The 25703-nt window shown below is 65.7% G+C and carries 31 protein-coding genes; 15 read left to right on the forward strand and 16 right to left on the reverse strand.

From position 1 onward, the window contains the following. Position 1 precedes the first annotated feature (1 nt). The 9 genes from gspG to HDC35_RS15085 are packed head-to-tail and all read left to right on the forward strand — an operon-like array spanning position 2 to position 6061. Positions 2–496: a type II secretion system major pseudopilin GspG gene (gspG, locus tag HDC35_RS15045; protein ID WP_409437955.1), complete on the forward strand. Its 495-nt coding sequence runs from the start codon at positions 2–4 to the stop codon at positions 494–496. After that, entirely contained in the window at positions 471–950 is a 480-nt protein-coding gene (locus tag HDC35_RS15050) for a GspH/FimT family pseudopilin (RefSeq protein WP_184648197.1), read from the forward strand. The genes gspG and HDC35_RS15050 overlap by 26 nt, the downstream gene beginning before the upstream one ends. Beyond that, positions 943–1329 (forward strand): type II secretion system minor pseudopilin GspI, encoded by a 387-nt coding sequence (gene gspI / locus HDC35_RS15055; protein WP_311770782.1) that lies wholly within the window; start codon positions 943–945, stop codon positions 1327–1329. The genes HDC35_RS15050 and gspI overlap by 8 nt, the downstream gene beginning before the upstream one ends. After that, on the forward strand, positions 1326–1937 hold the full coding sequence (gspJ, locus tag HDC35_RS15060; RefSeq protein ID WP_184648198.1) for a type II secretion system minor pseudopilin GspJ: 612 nt from the start codon (positions 1326–1328) through the stop codon (positions 1935–1937). Before gspI ends, gspJ begins: the two co-directional genes overlap by 4 nt. Beyond that, positions 1934–2941 (forward strand): type II secretion system minor pseudopilin GspK, encoded by a 1008-nt coding sequence (gene gspK, locus HDC35_RS15065; RefSeq protein WP_184648199.1) that lies wholly within the window; start codon positions 1934–1936, stop codon positions 2939–2941. Before gspJ ends, gspK begins: the two co-directional genes overlap by 4 nt. Before the next feature lies 1 nt (position 2942). Continuing rightward, the gene (gene gspL / locus HDC35_RS15070) at positions 2943–4088 is read left to right on the forward strand and encodes a type II secretion system protein GspL (RefSeq protein ID WP_184648200.1); all 1146 of its coding nucleotides are present in this window, start codon (positions 2943–2945) and stop codon (positions 4086–4088) included. Further along, the gene (gene gspM, locus HDC35_RS15075; RefSeq protein ID WP_184648201.1) at positions 4085–4567 is read left to right on the forward strand and encodes a type II secretion system protein GspM; all 483 of its coding nucleotides are present in this window, start codon (positions 4085–4087) and stop codon (positions 4565–4567) included. The genes gspL and gspM overlap by 4 nt, the downstream gene beginning before the upstream one ends. Beyond that, positions 4564–5280: a type II secretion system protein N gene (gene gspN / locus HDC35_RS15080; RefSeq protein WP_184648202.1), complete on the forward strand. Its 717-nt coding sequence runs from the start codon at positions 4564–4566 to the stop codon at positions 5278–5280. The genes gspM and gspN overlap by 4 nt, the downstream gene beginning before the upstream one ends. Position 5281: 1 nt before the next feature. Then, the gene (locus HDC35_RS15085; RefSeq protein WP_184648203.1) at positions 5282–6061 is read left to right on the forward strand and encodes an A24 family peptidase; all 780 of its coding nucleotides are present in this window, start codon (positions 5282–5284) and stop codon (positions 6059–6061) included. A 43-nt stretch (positions 6062–6104) separates the two neighbouring features. Here HDC35_RS15085 and pal read toward each other — a convergent pair whose 3' ends face one another. From pal to HDC35_RS15165, 16 genes are all read right to left on the reverse strand, one after another. Further along, positions 6105–6623, reverse strand: a complete 519-nt coding sequence (gene pal, locus HDC35_RS15090) for a peptidoglycan-associated lipoprotein Pal (protein WP_184648204.1) — start codon at positions 6621–6623, stop codon at positions 6105–6107. 107 nt (positions 6624–6730) lie between these two features. After that, positions 6731–8098: a Tol-Pal system beta propeller repeat protein TolB gene (gene tolB, locus HDC35_RS15095; protein ID WP_184648205.1), complete on the reverse strand. Its 1368-nt coding sequence runs from the start codon at positions 8096–8098 to the stop codon at positions 6731–6733. Between the two features lie 5 nt (positions 8099–8103). After that, positions 8104–8928: a hypothetical protein gene (locus HDC35_RS15100; RefSeq protein WP_184648206.1), complete on the reverse strand. Its 825-nt coding sequence runs from the start codon at positions 8926–8928 to the stop codon at positions 8104–8106. A gap of 9 nt (positions 8929–8937) precedes the next feature. After that, entirely contained in the window at positions 8938–9444 is a 507-nt protein-coding gene (gene tolR, locus HDC35_RS15105) for a protein TolR (protein ID WP_184648207.1), read from the reverse strand. After that, positions 9444–10142: a protein TolQ gene (tolQ, locus tag HDC35_RS15110; protein ID WP_184648208.1), complete on the reverse strand. Its 699-nt coding sequence runs from the start codon at positions 10140–10142 to the stop codon at positions 9444–9446. The genes tolR and tolQ overlap by 1 nt, the downstream gene beginning before the upstream one ends. Next, positions 10136–10615, reverse strand: coding sequence for a YbgC/FadM family acyl-CoA thioesterase (locus tag HDC35_RS15115; protein WP_184648209.1), 480 nt, complete (start codon positions 10613–10615; stop codon positions 10136–10138). The genes tolQ and HDC35_RS15115 overlap by 7 nt, the downstream gene beginning before the upstream one ends. Positions 10616–10752: 137 nt before the next feature. Next, positions 10753–11775 (reverse strand): Holliday junction branch migration DNA helicase RuvB, encoded by a 1023-nt coding sequence (gene ruvB, locus HDC35_RS15120; protein ID WP_184648210.1) that lies wholly within the window; start codon positions 11773–11775, stop codon positions 10753–10755. Next, positions 11768–12172: a GFA family protein gene (locus HDC35_RS15125; protein WP_184648211.1), complete on the reverse strand. Its 405-nt coding sequence runs from the start codon at positions 12170–12172 to the stop codon at positions 11768–11770. The genes ruvB and HDC35_RS15125 overlap by 8 nt, the downstream gene beginning before the upstream one ends. After that, entirely contained in the window at positions 12172–12654 is a 483-nt protein-coding gene (locus tag HDC35_RS15130) for a hypothetical protein (RefSeq protein ID WP_184648212.1), read from the reverse strand. The genes HDC35_RS15125 and HDC35_RS15130 overlap by 1 nt, the downstream gene beginning before the upstream one ends. Beyond that, positions 12651–13250: a Holliday junction branch migration protein RuvA gene (gene ruvA, locus HDC35_RS15135; RefSeq protein ID WP_184648213.1), complete on the reverse strand. Its 600-nt coding sequence runs from the start codon at positions 13248–13250 to the stop codon at positions 12651–12653. The genes HDC35_RS15130 and ruvA overlap by 4 nt, the downstream gene beginning before the upstream one ends. Before the next feature lie 353 nt (positions 13251–13603). Then, positions 13604–14074: a crossover junction endodeoxyribonuclease RuvC gene (gene ruvC, locus HDC35_RS15140; RefSeq protein ID WP_184648214.1), complete on the reverse strand. Its 471-nt coding sequence runs from the start codon at positions 14072–14074 to the stop codon at positions 13604–13606. 96 nt (positions 14075–14170) lie between these two features. Further along, on the reverse strand, positions 14171–14917 hold the full coding sequence (locus HDC35_RS15145) for a YebC/PmpR family DNA-binding transcriptional regulator (protein WP_184648215.1): 747 nt from the start codon (positions 14915–14917) through the stop codon (positions 14171–14173). 57 nt (positions 14918–14974) lie between these two features. Next, positions 14975–15466 (reverse strand): arsinothricin resistance N-acetyltransferase ArsN1 family B, encoded by a 492-nt coding sequence (locus HDC35_RS15150; protein ID WP_184648216.1) that lies wholly within the window; start codon positions 15464–15466, stop codon positions 14975–14977. Further along, entirely contained in the window at positions 15463–15783 is a 321-nt protein-coding gene (locus HDC35_RS15155; protein WP_184648217.1) for a heavy metal-binding domain-containing protein, read from the reverse strand. The genes HDC35_RS15150 and HDC35_RS15155 overlap by 4 nt, the downstream gene beginning before the upstream one ends. A 32-nt stretch (positions 15784–15815) precedes the next feature. Beyond that, positions 15816–16058 carry a DUF2312 domain-containing protein gene (locus tag HDC35_RS15160; protein ID WP_011540653.1) on the reverse strand — a complete coding sequence of 81 codons (243 nt, stop codon included), beginning with the start codon at positions 16056–16058 and terminating at the stop codon, positions 15816–15818. A 63-nt stretch (positions 16059–16121) separates the two neighbouring features. Then, positions 16122–16442, reverse strand: a complete 321-nt coding sequence (locus HDC35_RS15165; protein WP_184648218.1) for a DUF1244 domain-containing protein — start codon at positions 16440–16442, stop codon at positions 16122–16124. Positions 16443–16535: 93 nt separating this feature from the next. Here HDC35_RS15165 and pyk point away from each other — a divergent pair, with 93 nt between their 5' ends. From pyk to HDC35_RS15195, 6 genes are all read left to right on the forward strand, one after another. Next, a complete protein-coding gene (gene pyk, locus HDC35_RS15170) occupies positions 16536–17990 on the forward strand; it encodes a pyruvate kinase (RefSeq protein WP_184648219.1) in 1455 nt (484 codons plus the stop codon). A 328-nt stretch (positions 17991–18318) separates the two neighbouring features. Further along, the gene (locus HDC35_RS15175; RefSeq protein ID WP_184648220.1) at positions 18319–19092 is read left to right on the forward strand and encodes an arginyltransferase; all 774 of its coding nucleotides are present in this window, start codon (positions 18319–18321) and stop codon (positions 19090–19092) included. Between the two features lie 422 nt (positions 19093–19514). Next, a complete protein-coding gene (locus HDC35_RS15180) occupies positions 19515–21965 on the forward strand; it encodes a cyclic nucleotide-binding domain-containing protein (RefSeq protein WP_184648221.1) in 2451 nt (816 codons plus the stop codon). Continuing rightward, the gene (locus HDC35_RS15185) at positions 21965–22858 is read left to right on the forward strand and encodes a hypothetical protein (protein ID WP_260397776.1); all 894 of its coding nucleotides are present in this window, start codon (positions 21965–21967) and stop codon (positions 22856–22858) included. Before HDC35_RS15180 ends, HDC35_RS15185 begins: the two co-directional genes overlap by 1 nt. Before the next feature lie 10 nt (positions 22859–22868). Further along, positions 22869–24803, forward strand: coding sequence for a cytochrome c3 family protein (locus tag HDC35_RS15190; RefSeq protein WP_184648222.1), 1935 nt, complete (start codon positions 22869–22871; stop codon positions 24801–24803). Between the two features lie 44 nt (positions 24804–24847). Continuing rightward, positions 24848–25696 carry a phosphodiesterase gene (locus tag HDC35_RS15195; RefSeq protein ID WP_184648223.1) on the forward strand — a complete coding sequence of 283 codons (849 nt, stop codon included), beginning with the start codon at positions 24848–24850 and terminating at the stop codon, positions 25694–25696. Positions 25697–25703 lie beyond the last annotated feature (7 nt).

Below are 25703 nucleotides of genomic sequence, written 5' to 3' on the forward strand. Positions count from 1 at the left end.
GATGAAGCTAATCTTCCGCCTGATGCTCGATACCTCCTATTCTGATCGGCCCCTGGCACCGGTCCGGCGCGGCAAGTCGGACGAGCGCGGCTTCACGCTGACCGAGTTGATGGTCGTCATCTTCATTATCGGCCTGCTTGCCACGGTCGTCATGATCAACGTCCTGCCCAGCCAGGACCGCGCGATGGTGACGAAGGCAAAAGCCGATATTGCGACGCTCGAAAATGCGCTCGAACAATATCGCCTCGACAATCTGGCCTATCCGCCCTCGACCGACGGGCTCAATGCGCTCATCACCGCTCCGCCTGCGCTTGCGCAGCCCGAGCGCTATCGTCGCGGGGGCTATATCAAGAAACTGCCCGCCGACCCTTGGGGGCGCCCCTATAATTATCAGGCGCCGGGGCCGAACGGGAAGGCGTTCGATGTCTGGTCGCTCGGCGCCGACGGCGCCCCTGGCGGGACCGACGATAATGCGGATATTCGCAGCGACAGCTAAGGCGCAGGCGCGTCCCCGACCGAACGGCTTCACGCTTGTCGAACTGATGGTCGTACTCGCGATCATGGCGCTCGCCGCGACCGCGGTCGTGCTCACCATTCCGGGCGAGGAACGCACCGTGCGCAGCGAGGCCGATCGTCTTGCCGCGCGTCTTGCCGCCGCGCGCGACGTCGCGGTGATCGAGGGGCGCAGCGTTACGGTCAATTTCGCGCCGTCGGGCTATGGCTTCGAACGACGGATTTCGGGCGCATGGCAGCCGCTGCCGGGGCGTGCCTTTGAACGGCGCAACTGGCCCGGCGACGTGCATTTTTCTGCGGGTAACGGCCAGGGCGCGGCGCGCATCCTGTTCGACCGCGTCGGGGTCAGTCCGACGCCGCAGGTCATCATTCTCGCCGGCGGCGACGCGCGCGAGGTCGTGCGCGTCTCGGCGACGGGGGAGGTCAGCCGTGACTGATGGCGCCGATACCGATTTGCCGCCGGGCGATCGCGGCTTCACTTTGCTCGAGATGCTCGTTGCGCTCAGCATCATCAGCATCGCGGCGCTGACGCTCGTGCGGCTCGATGCCTATGCCGTGCGCTCGGCCGGCGATCTTGACGAAACGACGATGGCGGGGATCGTCGCCCAGAACCGCGCGGTCGAACTCTGGACGGACCCCGCGCCGCCGACGATCGGCAACAGCGCAAGCCTCGTCGCCAACGCCGGCCGCAACTGGCGCGTCGAACAGCGCGTTGCAAGGACCGCCGATGATGCCCTGCTGCGCATCGACCTGCTCGTCCGCCCCGAAAGCGGCAACGGGCAGGCGGCGCTGACGATCATCCGGCCGAGCCGATGAGGGATCAGCGCGGCTTTACCCTCGTCGAGATGCTCGTCGCGCTCTCGATCTTCGCTGCGATCGCGGCGATGGGCGTCACGCTGCTGCGCAGCAGCGTCGATACGCAGGACGCGGTGCAGGAACGATTGAAGGCGATGGCCGGGATCAACCGGCTGCGCGCCGTGATGGCGAACGATCTCGCCCAAGCGGTACAGCGCCCGACGCGCGGTCCGGCGGGCGAGGCCATCCCGGCGTTCGCCGGCTCCTCGACCGGTTTTGCCTTTGTCCATGGCGGCGCGGCATCGCTCGACGGCGGCCCGCGCGCGAATGTCGAACGGGTCGGTTATGCGTTGGTCGGCGGCGAGTGGCGGCGCGCGACGCAGCCGATGCTCGACGGTACGTCGCTGGGCGACGGCGATCGGCTGGTCGGAGATGTCAGGGGCATTGCGGTTCGCTATCGCAACGAAAACGGCAATTGGAGCGATAGCTGGACGTCCGATCCCGGCGATCGGTTGCCGCGCGCGGTCGAGGTGCGGCTGACGCGCACCGGCCGCGAGGCGCTCACCATGTTGTTCTTGACCGCGCCAACGCTGCCGCCGCCGCCCGTTGCAGGGACCCCGGCATCATGAGGTGGGGGAAGGCGGACGAGCGCGGCGCCGCGTTGCTGACCGTGCTGCTGCTCGTCGCCGTGATGGCGGTGATCGCCGCAACGGCGCTCGATCGGCTGACGCTCGCGACGCGCATCGCCGGCAGCGCCGCGACGGTCGATCAGGGTCGCGCCTATGCCTTCGCTGCCGAACAGATCGCGCTGCGCCGCGTCGCGGACCTTGTCGGGCGCGATCCTGCGAAGCTGACGCTCGCTGGCAATTGGCTCGGGCGCGATTTCACGCTGCCGCTTCCGGGAGGCGAGGGTCGGGCAAAGCTCGCCGATGCAAACAATTGCTTCAATCTCAACAGCCTTGTCGCCGAAACCATACCCGGACGCTTGAGCCAACGGTCGGGGTCGATGCGCCAGTTCGGCGAACTGATGACATTGCTCGGCATCGATCCCGGACAGGCGCAGTCGATTGCCGGCGCCGCGGCGGACTGGATCGACAGCGACAGCAACGAAGGACCGCTGGGCGCGGAGGACAATGCCTATCGTGCGATGGAGGGTTCCTATCTGCCTGCCAATCGCAAGATGGCCGATGTCAGTGAGTTGCGCGCGGTGCGCGGCGTCACCCCGAAAATCTATGCGCGGCTGAAACCCTGGATCTGCGTGTTGCCGGCGACCGATCCGGTGCGGCTTAACGTCAACACGCTCGCGCCCGAACAGGCGCCGCTGGTCGCGATGTTGGTGCCCGGCGAAATCACCGTCGCCGAGGCGCGGGCGGCGCTGGCGGCGCGACCCGCGGGCGGCTATGGCAGCAGCGTACGATTCTGGGAGGCGGGTCCCTTGGCTGGACGAAAACCGTCGCCCGATGTGGCCGAACAGGCCGGGGTGACCAGCCGCTGGCTGGCGCTGACGACGAATGTGACGATGGGGGACGGTTTCTTGACCGCAGTTTCGCTGATCGATGCCAATGGTGGCGCGCCTTCTGCCGGCGCCGCGGCTCCGACGATTGTGCGCCGCGACTGGGGCGAGGCCGACTGAGATGACGCGCACGCTGGTGATCTGGCTGCCGCCGCTGGCGGCGCTCGACGAAGGGACGGCCGAGGATTCCGCCTGGTTGCGCGTCGACGACGGCGTCATCGTCGATAGCGGGCAGGATAACGGCTGGGTGGAAGCATGGGAGAAACCCCGCGACGACAGCGCCGACGAGCGCCTCGTCGCGCTTGCACCGGCTGCCGACGTACCTTTGCGCTGGCTCCACTATCCCGATGCCGCGCCCGCGCAGGCTGCGGCCGCCGCGCGTATCGACGCGCTGAAAGCCAGCCTGGGCGATGCATCGGCGCTGCACGTCGTCGCGGGCGAGCCCGCTGGCATAGGGCAGGCGGTTCCGGTCGCCGTGACGACGCATGCCGCGATGACGGCGTGGACGGAGTGGTTGAAGGCGCGCGAACTGACGCCCGCTGCGATCATCCCGGCCGCCGCCGCCGTGCCCCCGCCCGACCCCGAGGCGCTGTGGACGGCCGAGGTCGGCTATGAGCAGGTCATACGCTCTACCGACCGGGCGTGGGTGTCCGATCCCGAGCTCGATCCGCTGATCGCGGGCCATCGTGGCATCGCGCCGCTCGATGCCGACCGGATGCGCGAGGCGCTGCTCCTAACGCTCGCGGCGCCGCCGCTCGATTTGCTCAGCGGGGGGTGGAAACCCAAGCGCAGCTGGTCGGTCGATTCGGCGATGCTGCGGCGCGTAAAGTGGCTGGGGATCGCGCTGCTCGTCGTCAGCTTGCTCGTCCCCATCATCTATGCGTTGCGGCTTGCCTCCGATACGGCGCGCGCCGACGACGCGGTGGTCGCGATGGCAAAGAAGGCCGGAGTGACGGCGCCCGACGCCGCGGCTGCAGAAGCCGAACTCGACCGTCGTCTCGCCGCCGCCGGTGGCGGGCCGCTCGCCTTTTCGGTTCCCGCATCGGCGCTCTATGACGCGATGGGCGACGCGCCGGGCGTGACGCTCAAGACGTTGTCGCACCGGACCGACGGCACGCTGACGACGACGCTTGCGGCGCCGCGGGTCGAGGATATCAACAAGGTTCTTCTGGCGCTGCAGGCGCGCGGATACCGCATCACCGCCCAGCCGATGGCGGGCAGCGATGGGCAGCAGATGGCCAATATCACGATCCGGGCGGTACCATGACCGAGCGACTGAAAAATTGGTGGGCCGGGCTGTCGCAGCGCGAACGCTGGCTCGTCGGTATCGCCGGCGTGCTTGCCGCGGGCGTTCTACTCTGGGGGCTGGGGCGCCCCGCGGTCGCGGCGTTCGGCGATCTCGAAAGCCAGCATCGCGCCGCGATCGAACGCGAAGGCCGGGTGGGCGCAAAGGTGCAGTTGCTTGCACAGCGCCCCGCCCGATCGGTCGCTGGGGCGGTCGACGCGGTCGCGATCGACCAGTATCTCGCGCAATCGGCGGGCGAGATCGGTCTGACGCTCGACCGTAACGAGGCGCGGGGCAGCGGACAGGCGGCGATCGCCATCGCCACCGCAAAGGCGCCGGTTCTGACCGACTGGCTCGCGTCGCTCGAGGGGCAGGGGTTCATCGTCGACCAGCTGACGATCACGCCGGCTGCCGACGGCACCGTTGGTTTGACCGCCGAGCTGCGAAAGGCCGGCCAATGAGCGCGCGTCGGCGCTGGATCGTTGCGGCGGCGCTGTTCGCGCTGCTGCTCCTTGTCGCGACCTTCCCGATGCGGCTTGCGCTCGCATGGTCGGGCGCAACCGACGCGGGCATCACCGCGCGCGACGTGCGCGGCTCGGTATGGTCGGGCGAACTCGTCGACGCGCGGCTGGGCGCCTTGCCGCTTGGCACGGTGCGCGCCGCCCTGTCGCCGCTCGCGCTGCTCGGCGGCGATGTCGAACTGGCTTTCTCGCGTACCGACGACCGTCTCGGCGCGCTCGCGGGCCGCCTCCATGGCAGCGACCCGCGCGGCGTTTCCGAAGTGAACGGCGCGACATCGATGTCGGGCGGTCTCGGCATGATTCCCGTGGACACGCTCCGCTTCGAAGGGGCAACGATCCAGTTCGACGCTGCGGGCAAATGCGCGCGTGCGGCAGGGCGCATCCAGCTTGCGGTGACGGCGCCCATCGCCGGCCTGGACTTGTCGCGCGGGCTGTCGGGTCCGCTGCGCTGCGCCAACGGACGCGCGCAGGCGGCGCTTGCCAGCCAGTCGGGTATGGAACGGCTGACGCTGTCGTTCGATGGCAGCGGGGCATATCGCGCGCAGTTCGCGATCAATGTCGACCGCGACCCCGCGATGGCGGCGGCGCTCGCGGCGCTGGGATTCAGGGCGGGTTCGGGCGGGTTCGTGCTGACGACCTCGGGCCGCTTCTGACGTGCCCCTCCTCGACGCCTTGCCCTTTGGCAAGGGCGTCGCCTTTGCCGCGCTCGTCGGGCTCGTGCTGGGCAGTTTCATCGCGACATTGGTCCTGCGCTGGCCGGCGGGGCGCTCGGTGCTCGGGCGGTCGCATTGCGACGGATGCGGGCGGGGACTCGGTGGGATCGAACTGGTTCCGCTCTTGTCCGCGGCGATCCTGCGCGGACGATGTCGAACGTGCGGCGCGGCCATCGACCCCTTTCACTGGCGGGTCGAATTGGGTTCGGCGCTGATCGGCTTATTTGCTCTGTCGATCCTCCCCGGAACGGCAGGTTGGCTGTGGGCGCTGTTCGGCTGGATGTTGTTGCCGCTGACGCTTCTCGACGCGCGTCATTTCTGGTTGCCCGACCGGCTGAGCGCGGCGCTTGCTGTCGCCGGACTCCTGTTGGCAGGCCCGATGCTCGGAACCTCCCTGCCTGACCGCTGGATCGGCGCGCTGGCGGGGGGCGGCCTGCTCGCGCTGGTCGCCTGGGCCTATCGGCGGTCGCGCGGGATCGAGGGCATGGGCGGTGGCGATCCGAAACTTGTTGCGGCGATCGGGGCTTGGCTAGGCTGGCAGGCGCTGCCGCTGATGTTGCTGCTCGCGAGTCTTGGCGGAATATTGTGGGCGTTCGTCGCGCAAGAAAAAGGGGACCGGCCGCTCGGCGAGCGACCGGTCCCCTTCGGTGTTTTTGCCTGCACCGCCGCCTTCGTGGCGGTGCCGATATGGCCGCTGATCGTTCAGTTTCAGCCGGGTTGAAACTGCGGCGGCCGGTGCCGCTCTTCGACGTTCGTCGAAGAAATTACCTTCCGATGACGACGGTCACCGCGCGGCGGTTCTTGGCATAGGCTTCTTCGGTCGAACCGAGTTCGGCGGGGCGTTCCTTGCCATAGCTGATGACGCTGATGCGCGACGGGTCGATGCCCAGCGAGGCAAGATAGTTTTTCGCGGCGTTGGCGCGGCGTTCGCCGAGCGCGATATTGTAATCGCGGGTGCCGCGTTCGTCGGCATGGCCTTCGAGCGTGACGCGGACGGCGGGGTTGCGTTGCAGCCATTGAGCCTGGTTCTGGAGGGTCGCCTGGTCCTGCGCATCGACATTATATTGGTCGAAACCGAAGAAGATGCGGTCGCCTTCGAGACCGACGCTGGCGAGGAAGTCTTCCTGCGATCCCGGGACGATGCCGGTGCCGGTGTCGGCGCCGGTGTCGGTACCCGTGCCTTCGGGAACGGGCGGGAGCGTTTCGGGCGCCTTTTTGGCGCAGGCACCCACAGCAAGCATGGTGATCGCCGCGATCATGGCAGTGCTTTTGCGTATCGTCATGTCTTCTGTCCTCTTGTTGTTGTTGGAAATTCTGTTCTTGCGGGCAAAAAGGCCCGTTCAGGACGCGCTATTGGAACCCTAGGAACCTTCCTTTGGTTCCGCCCTCGTCACGGCAGCACCGGCCCCCAACTGGGGTCCGACCCGTCCTGCGGCGTGGGCAGGCGGCGAAGGTTCACGCCGGTCAGGTCGACCTGCCACAGGCTCGATTTGCCTTGGCGGCCGGGCGTGGTGCGGAAGAACTGGATGACGCGGCCGTTTGGCGACCAGGTCGGCGCCTCGTCCTGCCAGCTGTTCGTCAGCATGCGCACATTGCCGCCCGAGGGGGTCATCACACCGATGCGGAATTCGCCCCCGCCCATGCGGGTAAAGGCAATCAGGTCGCCGCGCGGCGACCATTCCGGCGTTGCGGCGCGGCCTCCGCCAAAGCTGATCCGTTGCTGGTTCGACCCGTCGATGTTCATCGTATAGATTTGCTGGCCGCCCGACCGGTCGCTTTCGAACACGATCTTCTTGCCGTCGGGCGAGAAGCTGCCTCCGACGTCGATGCCCGGGGTATTGGTGAGCCGCACCGGGGTGCCGCCGTTCGCCGAGATGCGATAAATGTCGGTGTTCCCGTTCACCGCCATCGAATAGAGGATCTGGGTGCCGTCGGGCGACCAGCGCGGCGCGAAGGTCGCGTTCGAACTTTCGGTCACCAGCTTTTGCGACCCCGATGCCACGTCATAGATGAACACGCGGACGCGATTGTTCAGATAGGAAACATAGACGATCTTCTTGTAATCGGGCGAAAAGCGCGGGCTGATCGCGAGCGCCTGGCCGTTGGTGATGAAGCGGTGGTTGCCGCCGTCCGAGTCCATGATCGCCAGCCGTTTGATGCGATTCCCCTTCGGCCCGCTCTCGGCGATATAGGCGACGCGGCTGTCGAAGAAGGGCGCTTCGCCCGACAGGCGCGAATAGATGGCGTCGGCGCATTTATGCGCGGCGCGGCGCCAGTCGGCAGGCTGGATTTCGAACCCCTTGCGGACAAGCTCGCTGCCGAGCGCGGTGTCGTAGAGATAGCAGCCGACGATCAGACTGCCGTTCGACCCGGCATCGACAAAGCCGTGGACGACATTTTCGGCGCCCCGCGACTGCCATTCGGAAAAGCGCGGCGCCTGCACCTCGGCACGCGTGATCGCGCGAACGCCGCTGGGGCCGATCGGTTCGTACAGGCCGCTGCGTTCAAGATCGGCAGCGATGACTTCGGCGATCTGGCGGCCGAGGCTGTCGGTGCGTAGCCCCGCGACGGTCTGGACCGAGGACGTCGCGAGCGGCGGAATGCCGATGACGGTACGTTCCTGCGACAGCGTGCCTTCGATGGTTTCGCGCGGTTCGGTCGTCGTGGTCACGGCGGGCGGCGTCGGGGCGGTCTGCGCGAACAGCGGCGCGGTGGTCAGCAGCAGCGCGAGCGAAAGGCCGGTCGAACGGAGCAACATGTCTCTTACCTCTTGATGAAATCGAGCGTGTAATTCTGCCAGAAGCTGTAATTTTCCTCGGGCAGGTCGAAGGGCGCGGCCAATTCCACCGCGCGTTTGGCGCATTCCTGGTGGCGTTGGATCTGGAATTTGTTGCTGTCGTTTTCGCCGCTGGTTGTGACGCTGGTAAAGCCGGCGAGCGCGCCCGACTGGGTCAGGCGGAATTTGACGACCGTCTTGAGCTGATCGACGTCCACCCCCGATATGCGGCAGCCGTTCCAACGCGGCGCGACCGCCGATTTGATGCTGACGTCGATCGAGCGGCGGACTTCGGCGGCCGTCTTGGACGCGGGCGCACCCTTGTTCGGGGGCGCCTTGGTCTGTTCGCGGCCAAGGCCGTCGGTGATCCCGTCGAGCCGGCCGGTCGGGCGCGTCTGCGCCTTCTTCGCCGGCGCCGATTTGGGTGACGCCTTGGGCGGCGCCTTCTTCACCGCCGGCGGCTGTTTCTTGGGCGGCGCGGGGACGGGACGCGCGACCTGCTTGGGGGTCGGCGCGGGGGTCGGGCGGACGACCGGTTCGGGGACCGGCGGTGCCGGCACCGGTTCGGGCGCGGCGATATCGACGGCATCCTCCTCGCCCAGTCGGGCCGACGGCGGCGCCTGGGTGATGATCGGTGCGCTCGATTCGGCGGCGGTCTCGGCAACCAGGTCGACTTCCATCGGCGGGTTGTCGAACCGGCGATCTCCGGCAGTCCACTGGACCGAGAGAAGGCCGATGATCAGGACATGCGCCGCCACCGCGATGGCAAAGCCGCGTCCTTCATTCCCCCTCGCTGCCCGTATTTCGGCCATTTCGCGACCCTATTGCCCGGTTTCTGAACCGTCGGTGACCGTGGCTTCATTCGCCGGCGCCTCGTTCGCGCCCGTCGTCACCAGCGCGATGCGCGTCAGGCCGGCGCGATTGAGTTCGCCCATGATCCGCATGACGCGGCCATAATCGAGCCCCTTGTCGGCGCGCAGCATGATCTGGCGCGGCCTGTCCTCGCCTTCATTCTCGCGCGCGATCGCGTCGAGCCGCGCGGGCAGCTCTGCCTCGGGCACCACCTCTTCGCCGATATAGATGGCGTCGTCGGCACCCACCGACAGCTGTACGGGCTCCTGTTCCTCGGTCTCGACCGGCTTGGCCCGGCTTTCCGGCAGGTCGATCGGCACTGCCGAGGCAAGCAGCGGCGCGGTGATCATGAAGATGATGAGCAGCACGAGCATCACGTCGACGAGCGGCGTGACGTTGATCTCCGCCATCGGCGCGCGGCGGTTGCCGCGACCGCGCCGGCCGCCGATGCCGCCCGAAGGTCCCGACATCGCCATCAGGCTTCGACCTCGAGTTCGCGGCTGAAGGTCGCGTGCAGCCCGTCGGCGAAGCGGCCGAGCCGCGATTCGAGCCGGTTCAACCGCTGCGAAAAGGCGTTATAGGCGATGACCGCGGGAATGGCGGCGAACAGGCCGATCGCGGTCGCGAACAAGGCTTCGGCGATGCCCGGCGCGACGACGGCGAGGCTGCTGTTATTTTCGGCGGCGATCGCGGTGAAGCTGCGCATGATGCCCCAAACGGTGCCGAACAGGCCGACGAAGGGCGCGACCGCGCCGATCGTCGCCAGTGTTCCGATCTTTTCGGCAAGACGATCGACCTCGCCCGCAACCGCGCTGTTCATCGCGATGCCCAGGCGTTCGCGCGTCCCGTCGCGGTCGATAGTCTTGCCCTTGGTCGACCGGCGCCACTCGCTGATCCCTGCCGAAAGCACCTTTGCGCTCGGCAACTCCTCGCCGCTGTTCTTGTCGTAAAATTTGTCGATATTGTCGGCGCGCCAGAAATCGCGCTCGAACTGGTCCGACGCGCGCATCAGCTTGCCGACCCCGCGTCCGTGGGTAAAGATCACCGCCCAGACATAGATCGACGCGAGCAACAGCCCGATCATCACCGCCTTCACGATGATATCGGCTTGCAGGAACAGCGCGACGGGGGACAGGGTCGCCGCGTCGGCGGCCAGCGAGATATTGTCTAGCAAGGGAAAATTTCTCCATTCATGATGGCGGTAAATCGGTCGGCCCATCCCGCAGGCTGGCGACGCGGCCGGCCCCCGGGTGACAGGAAGGCGGCAGTGACTTGCCCGTCGGTCAATGTCTCGCCGCTAAACGTGTCAGTCCCGCGAAGGATGCGCTGCGCGATGATCACGCTGGCGCCGCGCACCGCCTTGACCGTGCTGACGACGAGCAAATCGTCGTCGAGCTTTGCGGGCCTCAGATATTTGATCGCGAGGTCGGTCACCGCCCAGCTGCCTTCGCCGCCCTCCATTGCGGCGCGCTGGTCGATCCCCGCCAGGCGCAGCATGTCCGACCGTGCGCGTTCCATATAACGCAGATAATTGGCGTGATAGACGATGCCGCTGAGGTCGGTGTCCTCGAAATAGACGCGCAGCCGGTAGTGATGTTCGGCCCCGACGAATGCGCCGGGAAGGAAGGGAGGCGGGGCGTTTACCATCGTTTCGACCGATAGCCTCGCAACGACTCGTCGCAAAGCCCTCTTGAACAGTTCGTCGCAGGATCGCGCCATTTGATAGAAGGAAGCTGCCGATTCCTGCCCATCTCGCTGCCGCCGTCATTGCAGGGAAGCGCCGGCTATTTGTCGAACAGGCCGTCCTGCGATCCGGCAGGCGGGCTCAGACCCAGGTGTTTCCACGCGCTCGCGTTGAGCATGCGCCCGCGCGCGGTGCGGGCGATCAGGCCGATCTGGAGCAGGTAAGGCTCGATCACATCCTCGATCGTGTCGCGCGGTTCGGACAGCCCGGCGGCGAGCGTTTCGACGCCGACCGGCCCGCCGCGATAAATATCGGCGATCATGGCGAGGTAGCGGCGGTCCATCGCATCGAGACCGAGCGCGTCGACCTCCAGCCGGTTGAGCGCCGTGTCGGCCGCGCGCGCATCGACGACGGCATGACCCGCGACGGTCGCGAAGTCGCGGACGCGGCGGAGCAGGCGGCCCGCGATACGCGGTGTCCCGCGCGAGCGCTTTGCAATCTCGAGTGCGCCGTCGGACGCGATCGGCAGCGCCAGCAGCCGCGCCGCGCGCGCGATGACCTGCTCCAACTCGCTGTGCGTATAGAAATTGAGCCGCACCGGGATGCCGAAACGGTCGCGCAGCGGCGTCGTGAGCAGCCCCTGCCGCGTCGTCGCACCGACGAGGGTGAATTTGGGCAGGTCGATGCGCACGCTGCGTGCCGACGGCCCTTCGCCGATCATGATGTCAAGCGCGCGATCCTCCATCGCCGGGTACAGGATTTCTTCGACCGCGGGCGACAGGCGGTGGATCTCGTCGATGAACAGCACGTCGCCGTCCTCAAGATTGGTCAGCAACGCCGCGAGATCGCCGGCCTTTGCGATCACCGGCCCGCTGGTCGAACGGAAGCCGACGCCGAGTTCCTTCGCGACGATCTGCGCCAGCGTCGTCTTGCCGAGCCCCGGCGGGCCATAGAAAAGCACATGGTCGAGCGCGTCCGACCGCGCCTTCGCCGCCTCGATGAAGATTCGCAGATTCTCGCGCGCCGCCGCTTGGCCCACGAATTCGGCGAGCGACTTCGGCCGCAACGCAGCGTCGGCATCCTCGGGGGTGCGGACGGGGGTGGTGAGGTCCGGCTCAGTCATAATGCTCTATTGCCTCGCCCGCGATCGAAACCCAAGGCTCCTTGCGCTCCTCATAAACCGAATATTCGGGGACGAAGCCGTGGCCGGGCGCGAAATTGCCGAGCGGGATCGCATAGGCGTCATGATAAGGCCGCGCGCGGTACCATACGCCCGAACCGCAGATGCCGCAGAAGAAGAAGTCGGCGGTGTTGCCGCTGTCGCCGGTATATTGCCACATCTTCGCATCGGCTTCGCCTTCGATGCGGACCTGTTCGGCGGGGAAACGAACCTGCGCGGCAAAGGCGCTGCCGCTCCGCGCCTTGCATTCGCGGCAATGGCACACCGACACGCGGATCGGCTCGCCGGTGCAGGCGATGCGGATCTGGCCGCAGCGGCAGGAGGCGTGGCGGGTGGTCACTACATCAAACCGTTGGCCTGCAGCGTCTTTGCGGCATGGATCGCTTCCTTAACTGCCGCGCCAACCTTCTCCGGGTCTGTGCAGCGTGCATGAGCCGTCACCTCGAGATGGCTTTTCAAGCTAAGTCTCGGACGCGCTTCGATAGTTATATCGCCATTGCTGATCCGAACATCGACGTGCCAGAGTTTATCCTCGAAAGCCTTGACGGACTTTGCACCGGACTCCTTGAAGGCCTTCCAATCGTGACGCTTGGCTTCTCGCATGTCCCGCGAATCCTCTTGGTCGTACTCCATTAAATGATGGATTGCGGCCTCGCCGAGCGTATCGCTATCTACATTGTCTGGAAAAACAGAAAGAGAGTCGGTTTCGCTGATGCCCGCGACCGAGCAAACAAAGAGTTGGCCGTCGAACTCATAGATGCGTGCAACACCTTCCTTGGTAAACATGGGAGCGAATTGAGGTACGCGTTTGAACCAACTCATTTTGCGGCCTTCTTCAGCGCCAGCCGCACCAGCGCGTCGAGGTTGGAACCCGCACCCAACTCCTCGCTCGCTGCGGCGACCGCGGCGCTCGCTTCGCCGGGCTTGAAGCCGAGTCCGGTAAGCGCGGCGACGGCGTCGCCAAGGGAGCCGGATGTGGCGGAGAGGGCTGGACCCGAGCCAGCAATCCCGCCAAGCGCGCCCGCCTTGTCCTTCAGCTCATGCGCGATCCGCTGCGCGAGTTTCGGGCCGACGCCGTTCGCGCGCGCGATCATCGCGCTGTCGCCGCTGGCGAGGGCGCGTTGCAACTCGCCGATCTCCAGCGCCGACAGGATCGCGAGCGCGACCTTGGCGCCGACGCCTTGCACGCTGGTGAGCAGGCGGAACCAGTCGCGCTCCTCGGCCTTGGCAAAGCCCAGCAGGCGCAGGAAATCCTCGCCGACGAGCATCTCGGTGTGGATGGTGACGTCGCCGCCGACCGGGCCGAGCGCGTCGAGCGTGCGCGCGGATGCCTCGACCAGATAGCCGACGCCGCCGACGTCGATGACCGCATGGCCTGCGCCGCTGGAATCGAGCCGTCCGGTGAGTTTCGCGATCATGCGTCGGTGCTAGCGCGGGGAGAACGAAAAGGGAATCAATTTCCCCGCCTCGTCAAAAATGGCCGCTTCCCACCTTTTTTGGCCGTCGCGCAAAAAAGCGCTGTCCTACATTGTTCGGCTGTGCCAGCCTTCGTCCCGGCTCTTTCAATTTGTGGACGGAAGCGGCTCGCCGCCCGGCTTGGGGTTGCGGGAAGGAGCCGGGTGCAGCATGTCTGCCGGGTGCGGCAAATCGGGTCTGCACAGGGCTGACCTTTCCTGACCTTTGGAAGGATTGCGCGGTCCTGGCGTCGACCGGGGACCCCGGCACAACCGGAGACGGCGGTGGCCGTTCGCCACCTCAAAGCGGGGACTCCTCAGCGTCGCCGGTGGTTGGCGTGGCAGATTGCGACTGCCAGCGCGTCCGCGGCATCGGGGCCCACGACCTTTGCGCCGGGCAGCAGCACCCGCAGCATGGCCTGCACCTGCTCCTTCGCCGCGCCGCCGGTGCCGACGATCGCCTTTTTGACCAGCCGCGGGGCATATTCGGTGACCGCCAGCCCGCCGCGCGCGCAGCCGAGCAGCACGACGCCGCGCGCGTGCGCGAGCTTCAGCGTCGATTGCGGATTGTCGTTGACGAAGACCTCCTCGACCGCGGCGCATTGCGGAAGGTGGTCGGCAATCACCGCCGCGAGCACGGTGTCGAGATGGGCGAGCCGGTCGGGCAGGGGGGCCTTTGCGTCGGTCTTGACCTGTCCGTTGGCGATGTGGCCGATCCGGCTGCCCTCGACGCGGATGACGCCCCAGCCGGTGCAACTGAGCGAGGGGTCGAGACCGAGGATGATCATGCTGGTCCGTTCGTGTCGAGCGAAATCGAGACACCCTGAGGGCGCGAGCGACCGGTGGGTATACCGACTTGGCTCGATGCGAACGGATTTTGGCGTTTAGCCAAGCTTTTCCATCACCGCGTCGGGGATTTCGTAATTGCCCCATACGGTCTGGACGTCGTCGTCGTCGTCGAGGGTGTCGATCAGCTTGAACAGCGTCTGCGCGACCGCCTCGTCGGCGACCTCGCTCTTCAGCGTCGGACGCCACGCGAGCTTGACGCCCTCGGCCTCGCCGAGCTTGGCTTCGAGCGCCTTCGCGACTTCGTGCAGGCTGTCGACGCTCGTCCAGATGTCGTGACCATCCTCGGACGATTCGACGTCGTCTGCGCCCGCGTCGAGCGCGGCTTCGAATACGGTGTCGGCGTCGCCGGCGCTTGCGGCGTAGCTGATCATGCCGAGCCGGTCGAAGCCGTGACTGACGCTACCCGACGTGCCGAGGTTTCCGCCATTTTTGGAAAAGGCGGTGCGGACGTTGGTCGCGGTGCGGTTGCGGTTGTCGGTCAGCGCCTCGACGATCAGCGACACGCCGCCGGGGCCATAGCCCTCGTAGCGGATTTCCTCGTAATTCTCGCCGTCATTGCCCGCGGCCTTGTCGATCGCGCGCTGGATATTGTCTTTCGGCATCGACTGCGCCTTGGCGGCGTTGACCGCGGCGCGCAGGCGCGCGTTCGCGTCGGGGTCGGGCAGTCCCATCTTCGCGGCGACCGTGATTTCGCGGCTGAGCTTCGAAAACAGGCTGCTGCGCTTTTTGTCCTGCGCACCCTTGCGGTGCATGATGTTCTTGAATTTACTATGGCCGGCCATGGCTCTCTTCTTTACGGCTGGGAGGAACTGGAGGCGCGCTTACATCAGGACCGAACGTCAAAGCAACCGCTGCCACCACCCGACATCGCGCCAGCTGCCCATTTTCCAACCGACTTCGCGGTAGATTCCGACCGGAGTGAAGCCCATTGTCTCATGGAAGCCGATGCTGGCCCCATTCGGCAGGGCAATTCCCGCGAAGACTGCGTGGACATTGCGATTGCTCAGAATTGGAAACAGCGCCTCATAAAGCCGCCGTCCAATTCCTGCGCGGGCGAACGCCGCATCGAGGTAGATCGCAACATCGGCCGAGGTCGCATAGGCCTCTCGCGTGCGGTGCGGGGAGCCATAGGCATATCCCGCAATTTTACCATCCTCCTCGGCGACCAGCCAGCCATGGCTGGTTGCGTACGCCTCTATCCGGTGCGCCATTTCCACCGCATCGGGCGGATCGCGTTCGAAACTGACCCAAGTGTCCGTCACATAGGGTGCATAAATCTCGGCGCATCGCGCGGCATCGGTCGATGTCGCCGGGCGGATATCGACGCTCACCCCAGCATCACCGCCGTTCCGGAGGCACTGACCATCAGCATCGAACCATTCTGGCCGAGCACCTCATAGTCGAGATCGACGCCGACCACCGCGTTGCCGCCGAGGCGCGCGGCTTCGGCTTCCATCTCGGCGATCGCTTCCTTGCGCGCGCGGGCGAGGACATCCTCATATTTGCCCGAACGGCCGCCGACGATGTCGGTGATGCTCGCGAACAGGTCGCGGAACAGGTTGGCGCCGACGATCACCTCGCCGGTGACGATGCCCAGATATTCGCGGACCGGATGGCCTTCGACAGTGTTGGTCGTGGTGCTGAACATCGTCACTCTCCTGGCTGCGGTAGGGATTGGCGTCAGTCGATGCCGAGCGCCGATTTATAGACGTCGAGAATCGCTTCCATTTCCTTGCGGTCGTGCGGCGGCAATTTGCGCAGGCGCACGATCTGGCGCATGATTTTGGGGTCGTAACCCTGCGATTTCGCTTCGTTATAGGTGTCGCGGATATCGTCGGCGATGCCCTTTTTCTCTTCTTCCAGACGCTCGATGCGTTCGATGAAAAGACGCAGCTGTTCGTCGGACACGGTGGCTTCGCTCATTTTATACTCCGCTGGGATGAAAGGTGAGGTGGCGAGAATCGCCTCGGCGCGTCCCTAGCGAGGTCAGGGATTCTTCGCCATGCTTTCTTCCATCCGCGCGAGCTGTTCGGGGGTGGCGGCAGTGTGATAGCGCGCTTTCCATTCCGCCGTCGGCATGCCGTGGATGATCGCGCGACCCGTTTCCCTGTCCATGTCGCCGGCCTCGGCGATCCAGTCGCCAAGGCAGTTGCGGCAAAAGCCCGCGAGGCCCATCAGGTCGATGTTTGCGGCGTCGCTGCGGTGCTGGAGCAGGCGGACGAGGCGGCGGAAAGCCGCGGCGGCGGCCGCGTCGTCGAGTTGGTCGAGGGCGTCGTTCCCGGTCGTCTGATCGTCGCTGCAGGACATGCTGGCTCCTTTGATGATTGAATAGCTATACGGTTGTTGCCTTGACCGCATCAAGGCGGCATTGCCCTAACGTCCCCAATCGTCGGAGCATGTGTGGTTCAGAGCTTTACCCCCCGCCAACGCAAGGTGCGCATCCTTGCGACGCTTGGTCCGGCCAGTGCGAATGCCGAGATGATCGCCGAACTGCATCGCGCGGGCGCCGATGCCTTTCGCGTCAATATGAGCCACGGCGACCATGAAGGTCACGCCAAGGTGATCGCCGCGATCCGCGCGCTCGAAAAGGACACCGGCCGCCCGACAACGATCCTCGTCGACTTGCAAGGACCCAAGCTGCGCGTCGGGACGTTCAAGGACGGTCCGGCCGAGCTGGTGAAGGGCAAGTCATTCGTCCTCGACACCGACAAGACGCCGGGCGACGCGACGCGTGTCCATTTGCCGCACCCCGAATTGTTCGCGGCGGCCGAGCCCGATACACGCCTGCTGATCGACGACGGCAAGCTGGTGCTGCGCGTCAAACGCGTGTCGCCGGACCGGCTCGAGACGGTGGTCGAGGTCGGCGGGAAGATTTCGGACCGCAAGGGCGTCAATGTCCCCGACGTGGTCGTCCCGCTCGCCGCGCTCACCGAAAAGGATCGCAAGGACCTGACCTTCGCGCTCGAACAGGGTGTCGACTGGATCGCGCTCTCGTTCGTCCAGCGGCCCGAGGACGTCGCCGAGGCGCGGCGGCTGATCGGCGGCAAGGCGGCGCTGCTCGTGAAATTCGAAAAGCCGTCGGGGGTGCAGCGGATCGAGGAAATCCTCGAGCTCGCCGATGCGGCGATGGTCGCGCGCGGCGACCTGGGCGTCGAACTGCCCCCCGAAGCGGTGCCGCCGCTTCAGAAAAAGATCGTCGCGACCGCGCGGCGCATGGGCAAGCCCGTCGTCGTTGCGACGCAGATGCTCGAATCGATGATCGTCTCGCCGTCGCCGACGCGCGCGGAAGTTAGCGATGTTGCGACAGCGGTTTACGACGGCGCCGATGCGATCATGCTGTCGGCCGAGACCGCGGCGGGCGCCTGGCCGGTGGAAGCTGTCACCATGATGGATTCGATCGCGCGCTCGGTCGAAAGCGATCCCGATTATTACCGCCGCCTGCATTTCACCGAGACCGCGCCCGACGCGACGACCGCCGACGCGCTCGCCGAGGCGGCGGGGACGATCATCCAGACGATCGCCGCCGATGCGATCATCTGCTTCACCGCATCGGGTTCGACCGCGCGGCGTGTCGCGCGCGAGCGACCGGGGGCGCCGCTGCTGGTGCTGACGCCGAAGCGCGAAGCGGCGCGGCGCATGGGCCTGCTCTGGGGCGCGCATGCCGTGCCGACCAAGGACATCGGCAGCTTCGAGGAGATGATCGCCAAGGGCAAGCGCATGGCGCTGCGTCACGGAATCTGCAAGGCGGGCGCGAAGCTGGTGATGATGGCGGGCGTGCCGTTCGGCACCCCGGGGTCGACCAATGTGCTTCACGTCGCAACGCTGACCGGCGACGAACTGCGCGGGTACAGCTGAGTAGCATTCCTCCCTGTGCCGTAGGCATGGGGAGGTGGCAGCGCAAAGCGCTGACGGAGGGGCTAATGGGCGCGACGTCGCCGCCCCTCCACCATCCTTCGGATGGTCCCCCTCCCCACGGCTTCGCCGCAGGGAGGATCAAGATCGATTCAAATCGGCACAAAAGTTACCGGCCGATTCACAAAATTTTCCCGTTGATTCAGAACGGGACGGACTAAAATGGTAAATGCACTTTGCACCATTGACGGCGCGCGGCATAGTTGGTGCAAATAGGGCGTCGGACCCGCGTCGGGGGGCTCCGCATCGCTAGTCCGGAGGTCTTTTCCGCGTGTCCGCACCATTCCGTTTTCCGCGCTTTTTCGTGACGAGCCCCGCACCTTGTCCCTATCTGGCGGGCAAGACCGAGCGAAAGGTTTTCACCGAACTCGGCGGCACCACGGCGAACGAACTCAACGATGCGCTTGGCCGCATCGGTTTTCGGCGCAGCCAGTCGGTCGCCTATCGCCCGAGTTGCGCCGATTGTTCGGCATGCGTGTCGGTGCGCGTCTGCGCCGCCGAATTTGCGCCGAGCAGTTCGCAGAAGCGCAACCTGCGCCGCAACGGCGACCTGGTCGCGACCGCGTGCAAGCCGTGGGCGACCGAAGAGCAATATGCGCTGCTGCGCGCCTATCTCGCCTCGCGCCATCCCGATGGCGGCATGGCCGACATGGACGAGCAGGATTTTGCCGACATGGTCGAGCAGACTCCGGTCGACAGCTATATGATCGAATATCGCGAGCCGACCGCCGACGGCAGCAAGGGCCGCCTTGTCGGCTGTTGCCTGACCGACCGGCAGGGCGACGGGCTTTCGATGATCTACAGCTTTTTCGACGCGCATCATCCGATGCGCGAGGGGCTGGGCACCTATATCATCGCCGACCATGTCCAGCGCGCGGCGCGCGCGGGGCTGGCCTATGTCTATCTCGGCTACTGGATCGAAGGGTCGGCGCGCATGGCGTACAAGGCGCGCTTCCGCCCGCTCGAAAAGCTCGGCCCCGATGGCTGGTCGCGCTTCGAGCCGGGCGCGCCACAACGCATTTCCGAGATGTTCGAACTGGCGTGATCGATGTCGGCTTTGGGGTGGAGAGCCGTCACTGTCAGCTCCCCCCTCGTCACCCCGGACTTGATCCGGGGTCCATGACTTCGACGCCGCGATGGATCCCGGATCAAGTCCGGGATGACGAGGGGTGGAATATCCTCCCCATGGCTGCGCCACAGGGAGGATTAAAGACCGCAATCGGTCGAAACCGGCCATTCTATCTCATCCCTACCGGCGCCTAGTTGCGAACGTCTCGCAGCTTTGCCTCCCCGGTTGACCTTTTCCCGCTATCAAGGGCATAGCTCGATGAAGGACAGAATAAGTCCGGGTCGCATCCATGGTTATGTCGCTTAGGGGTAAGCGATAAGGGGGAATGGGATGCCCGCGCATGCGTTCGCCAATATCTTGATCGCGCATTTTCGCTTCGGCTGCGGAGGCGGGACCGCATGAGCGAGCCGGTCCCCCCCGATCGCGTAAAGGTCGCGATCATCGGTTCGGGCCCCGCGGGGCTCAGCGCGGCGTCGCGCGCGGGGCAGCTCGGGCTCAGTCATGTCCTGCTCGAAAAGACCGACCATCTCTCCGACACGATCTTCAAATATCAGAAGGGCAAGCGCGTCCTCGCGACGCCCGAACGGCTCGACCTCAGATCGGATTGCCGCTTCGCCGAAGGCGCGCGCGAATATATCCTCGGCAATTGGGACGAGGACGCCGCGAACAACAAGGTCAACGTCGTCAAACATGCCGACGTCACCGAGGTGACGGGGCAGAAGGGCGCTTTCGCGATCAAGACCGCCAGGGGCGACGTCTTTCATGCCGAGAATATCGTGCTGGCGATCGGCACGCAGGGCAATCCGAACCGGATGCGCTGCGAGGGCGCCGACATGCCGCACATCATCTATCAGGTCGACGACCCCGAGGATTTCAAGGACAAGCATATCACCGTCGTCGGGTCGGGCGATGCGGGGATCGAAAATGCGCTCGGCGTCGCCGAAGAGGCGCTGGAGAACACGGTCACCATCCTCAATCGGTCGAAGGATTTCGCGCGCGCCAAGGCCAAGAATGTTTCCGACATGATGGAGGCAGGCGAAAACGGCCTGATGAGCATTCGCACCGAGACTCAGCCTAAGAAGGTCGAACCCGGCTGGCTGACGCTCGATACGCCCGATGGCGAGGAACGCATTGCCTGCGACGTCATCGTCGCGCGACTGGGGTCGGTTGCGCCGCGCGGTTTCGTCGAGTCGATGGGGATCGAGTTTACGGGGCCCGACCGCGAAGCCTTTCCCAAGCTGTCGCCGACGTTTGAATCGACGGTTCCCGGCATTTTCGTGATCGGTGCGCTCGCGGGCTATCCGCTGATCAAGCATTGCATGAACCAGGGTTATGATGTCGTCGAGTTCCTGGGCGGCAATACCGCCCTGACCCCCGCCGACGAAAAGGATCTGGCGGCGATCTTTGCGGGCCTGCCACAGCAGAAATCGGTGAGCGAATGGCTCGACTATCTGCGCGAGCGCGTCAGCATTTTCGCCGACGTGTCGCCGCTCCAGATGCGCGAATTCATGCTCGATTCGAAGGTCGCCTCTTACCGCAAAGGCGAGGTCGTGTTCGAAAAGGGCCAGCCGGGATCGTCGCTGTTCGCGATCGCCGACGGCCATGCCGAGGTCGAGGTCGCGGTGGACGTCACCGTGCCGATCGAACAGGGGTCTATTTTCGGCGAGGTCGGGCTGATTTCGGGGCGCAAGCGCGGCGCGACGATCCGCGCCGGCGCCGACAGCATCTTTGTCGAAGTGTCGCGCACGGCGGCGCTGAAGCTGATGGCGGCGGTGCCGGGCGCGAAGCGCGCGATAAACCGCATCTCGCTCGAACGACAATTGCTGCAAATCTTCAAGGGCGGGCTGACCGTCGAGGATCTGGCGCCGGTCGTCGAGACGGCAGAAGTCGAGCGCGTGTCCGCGGGCAAGGTCGTACTGACCGAGGGCGAGCCGGGCGACGATGTTTACGTCATCCGGTCGGGCTCGATGGTCGTCGAAAAGGATATCGGCGGCAAATCGATCTTCCTGCGCTACCTGCCCGCGGGCAGCTTCTTCGGCGAAATGGGGGTGCTGAGCGGGCAGCCGCGCAACGCCACGGTCAAGGCCGCCGTCGGCAGCGAGATTATCAAACTGACCGGCGAGAGTTTCCGCAAGATGCTCGCCGCGCGGCCGCAGGTGCGCGAAGCGACCGAGGCGGCAGTTGCCGAGCGCGCGGCGATGAACGACTTCATCGAATCGCGCAAGGCGACCTATTCGAGCGCGGTCGATCTTTATTCAGACACCGCGAGCTTCATCATGAAGGAGGGGCTGGGCGAGGCGACTGATGCGTTGCTGATCGACGAGAATCTGTGCGTTGGTTGCGACAATTGCGAGAAAGCGTGCGCCGACAGCCATGAGGGCCTGTCGCGGCTCGACCGCGAGGCGGGGAAGACCTTCGCGCATCTGCATGTGCCGACGAGCTGCCGCCACTGCGAGCATCCGCATTGCATGGCCGACTGCCCGCCGAACGTGATCCACCGCGGCCCCGACGGTGAGGTGTTCATGGAGCCGGGCTGCATCGGCTGCGGCAATTGTATGCGCAATTGCCCCTATGGCGTGATCCGCATGGAGGCGGCGCCACCGCCGAAACCGAGCCTGCTGCGCTGGCTGCTCACCGGTTTCGGCCCCGGGCCGGGTGAACCGTCGCCTAAATGGACCAAGAAGCAATTGGGCGACGAGAAGCCCAAGAAAATCGCGGTCAAATGTGACATGTGCAAGGGCATCGCCGGCGGCCCGGCGTGCGTGCGTGCGTGCCCGACGGGGGCCGCGATCCGCGTTTCGCCCGAAGAATTCCTGTCGATCGCGCGGCTCGACGAGGATACCGACTGATGGCGAGCCCGTTTTCCAGAAGGCTTTTGGGCCGCCGCAACAAGGCGACACAGGTCGAGCGCGTTCGCGAGCGACGGCACGAAGGGTTCCTGCGCTATGCGGGGTTCCGCTGGGCAAAGATTTCGGGCGGGCTCTGCTTGCTCATCATCGTGTCTTACGCGCTGGTCGACGTGAGGCCGCGGCACAATGGCGGCAGCTGGTACGGCTATACGCTCGGCACGATTGGCGCGCTGCTGATCCTGTGGCTCACCGCACTCGGCTACCGCAAGCGCAAGATGACGAGCGATCACTGGTCGCTGAAGGCGTGGACCTCGGCGCATGTCTATCTTGGCCTCGGTCTGATCGTCGTCGGCACCTGGCACACGGGTTTCCAGCTCGGGTGGAACGTCCATACGCTGGCGTGGGCGCTGATGATGCTGGTGATCCTGTCGGGCCTCTACGGCGTCATCGTCTATGCGACGCTGCCGCAGGCGCTATCGAACAATCGCGAACAGATGACGCAGATGCAGATGCTCGAGGCGATCCGCGCCTTCGACCGGCAATTGCACAGTGCCGCGCAGCCGCTGACGCCCGAAGACACCGCGCCGGTGCTCGCGGCGCTCGATGAGGATCCGTTCGCGGGCGGGATCGCCGCGCGATTGTCGGGACGCTATCCGAATTGCGCGACATCGTCGGCGCTGCGCGCGCTCACGCTGTCGCGCAGCAGCGATGCCGGTGCGCGCGAGAAGGTCGTCGGGCTGCTCAAGCAAAAGGAGGCGGCGCTGGCACGGCTGCGCCAGCATCTCAGGATTCGCGGGCTGCTCGAAATCTGGCTCTATGTGCATGTGCCGCTAACCTTTGCGCTGATCGCGGCGCTTTCGGCGCATATCATCAGCGTCTTTTTCTATTGGTGAGGCGGGGACGATGAGCTTCATCCTGCGTCGCATCTCGACGACCAAGACGGGTAAGCAGATCATCCGCGATGCGGCGCTGCCCGGCGACACGATCACGCTTGGCCGTGACGGCAACAACGGCATCCATGTCGCCGATCTGGCGGTGAACCCGCATCATGCGACGATCGGCAGCGCCGACGGGCGCGTGGTGCGCGTCGCGGCGCAGGAGGGGCTGGGCTTCGAGCTCAATGGCCGGACAGAGACTCTCGCCGACATCGACAGCGCGGCGGGCGGCGAGCTCCGTTTCGGCGGGCACCGGCTGACGATCGCGCGCGAGGATGACAAGATCATTCTGCTCGTCGAGCGCATCGACGAATTGTCGCAATCGTCGAAAGACGTTGACGAGGCCAGGGCCTTCTCGTTGCAGGGCGTGATGCTCGGCAAGCGCATGGGGGCATGGCTGTTCGCCGCGGTGATGCTGCTGGCCTTCCTGGTCGGGCCGATCTGGGCGTGGTACAGCTACAGACAAGTCAACGAGCGCCCCGACGGCTATCATGCCGACAGCGCCTGGCTGTCGGGGCCGCTGTCGAGCGCGCACGCCAGCCTGAAGAATGATTGCCAGTCGTGCCATGTCGAGCCCTTCGTCGCGGTTACCGACAAGGCGTGCGTTAATTGCCACACCGGCGAGCATAGGGCGATGAGCATGGCGCACGCCAATGCCCCGACCGCGATGCTGCTCGCCGCGCGGCACCCGCCGGGGGTGGGCGAGAAGATTCTCGCGGGCTTTGCCAAGACCTTCAACAAGCCGCAGGGTCGCTGCGTCGATTGCCATACCGAGCATGAGGGCGCGGGACCGATGGCCGCGACGCCGCAGAAATTCTGCGCCGATTGCCATGAGGGAATGCAGGGCCGGCTGAAAGCAGCGGGGCATCCGACGATGCTGGCCGACGCGGCCGATTTCGGCACCGGACACCCCGAATTTCGTCCGCTCGTCCGCGCCGCGCCTGGAGCGAAGCTGGCGCGTGCCGCACCGGGCAAGGCAATGGTCGATTACAACGGCCTGAAATTCCCCCACGACCTGCATTTACAGGCGACGGGCGGGGTTGCCCGCATGGCGGCGAGTTTCCGCGGTCGCTATGACTTCGGCAAGAAGCTCGAGTGCGAAAATTGCCACCGCGTCGAAGCCGACGGCGTGCGCGTCAAGCCGGTGGAGATGGAGCGCGACTGCGCGATGTGCCACAGTCTGGCATTCGAGACCGTCGGCGGGGTGACGCGGACCTTGCGCCATGGCGAGCCCGATCAGGTCGTCGCCGACCTCACCGCCTATTATCGTTCGACTCCGCCGTCCCGGCCGCTCCAGCTAGGCGGGATGCAGCGGCGACGCCCCGGCGCCTACGCCGAGGGACAGGTCTATAATATCTATTTCAACGAGGTCGCAGTGCGGCCGAGCCGCGCGCAGGATGCGGTGCGCGCGGTCTTTTCCAAGGGCGGGGCCTGCTACGACTGCCACACCATTTTCGCGCCGCAGGCGGGACGCGGCTGGCGCGTTGCGGCGGTCGAGCAGACGCCGCGCTATCTGCAAAAAGGCTGGTTCGACCATGACGCGCACAGGGAAACCGCCTGCGCTGACTGTCACACCGCCGCGCCCGCGTCGAAAGTGTCGAGCGACCTGCTCGTCCCTGGCCTGCGCCAGTGCCGCGACTGCCATGTCGGCGAGGGCGGGGCGCGGCTGGTGAAGGTCGACACCGCGACCGACTCACCCTGCGCGATGTGCCACGAATATCATTCGGACGGCGGCAAACCCTGGTTGCCGCCGCGCCAGCGCAGAAAAAATACTGCCGCAATCACAAATAAACCCCTTGCCGCTAGCTATGGTGTGAGCATGATCACAGGCACCGGGGGGCGGGGCCTTTACGAAGTGACATGGCGCACACCTGCCTTGCAAGCGGCAAGGCGGGGCGGGTAGGGTTTTGGGTCGTCGGACCAGACCGGCGAAAGCAGGGGGCGGATATGCTGATCGCGCAGATCACCGATATCCATATCGGGTTCGATCCGGACAATCCGGCCGAATATAACCGCAAGCGCCTCGACGAGGTGCTCGACGTGCTGATCAAGGGGCCGAACCGCCCCGACCTGTTACTCGCAACCGGCGACATCACCGATCGCGGCGACGAGGACAGCTATCGCCGCCTCGCCACCGCCTTTTCGCGCTGCCCCTTTCCGGTTTGGCCGAGCGTGGGCAATCATGACCTGCGCGACGCTTTCCATGCGCGCTTCCCCGGGTTCGACGACGGCAATGGCTTTGTCCAATATGCGATCGAGCTGCCCGAGCTCAGGCTGGTGACGATCGACACGCTGGAGGAAGGCCGCCATGGCGGCGCCTTTTGCGACCGGCGCGCCGCCTGGCTCGATGCCGAACTGGCGAAGGCGCCGACCAAGCCGACCTATATCGTCATGCACCACCCGCCGGTTGAAAGCGGGATCGAGTGGATGAATACCGATCCTGACGAGCCGTGGGTCGCGGCCTTTACCGAGGTCGTGCGCCGCCATCCGCAAGTCCGCGGTCTGATCTGCGGCCACCTTCACCGCTCGGTGACCGTCGCGTGGGAGGGGCGCACGATCGCGATCTGCTCCTCGACCGCGCCGCAGGTGTCGCTCGACCTTCGCCCGATCGACGAGAACAAGCCCGACGATCGCCCGATGATCGTCGCCGAAGACCCCGCCTATGCGCTGCACCGCTGGAACGGGCGCGAGTTGGTGAGCTTTTACGACCATGCCGGCGCGCATACGATGCTCGCCAAATATGACGAGCGGCTGCAGCCGTTGGTACGCGAACTCAAGGCCGAGCGCCCCGGATGACGCCGCG

The sequence above is a fragment of the Sphingopyxis sp. JAI128 genome (genome assembly GCF_014207235.1).
Taxonomy (GTDB): Bacteria; Pseudomonadota; Alphaproteobacteria; order Sphingomonadales; family Sphingomonadaceae; genus Sphingopyxis.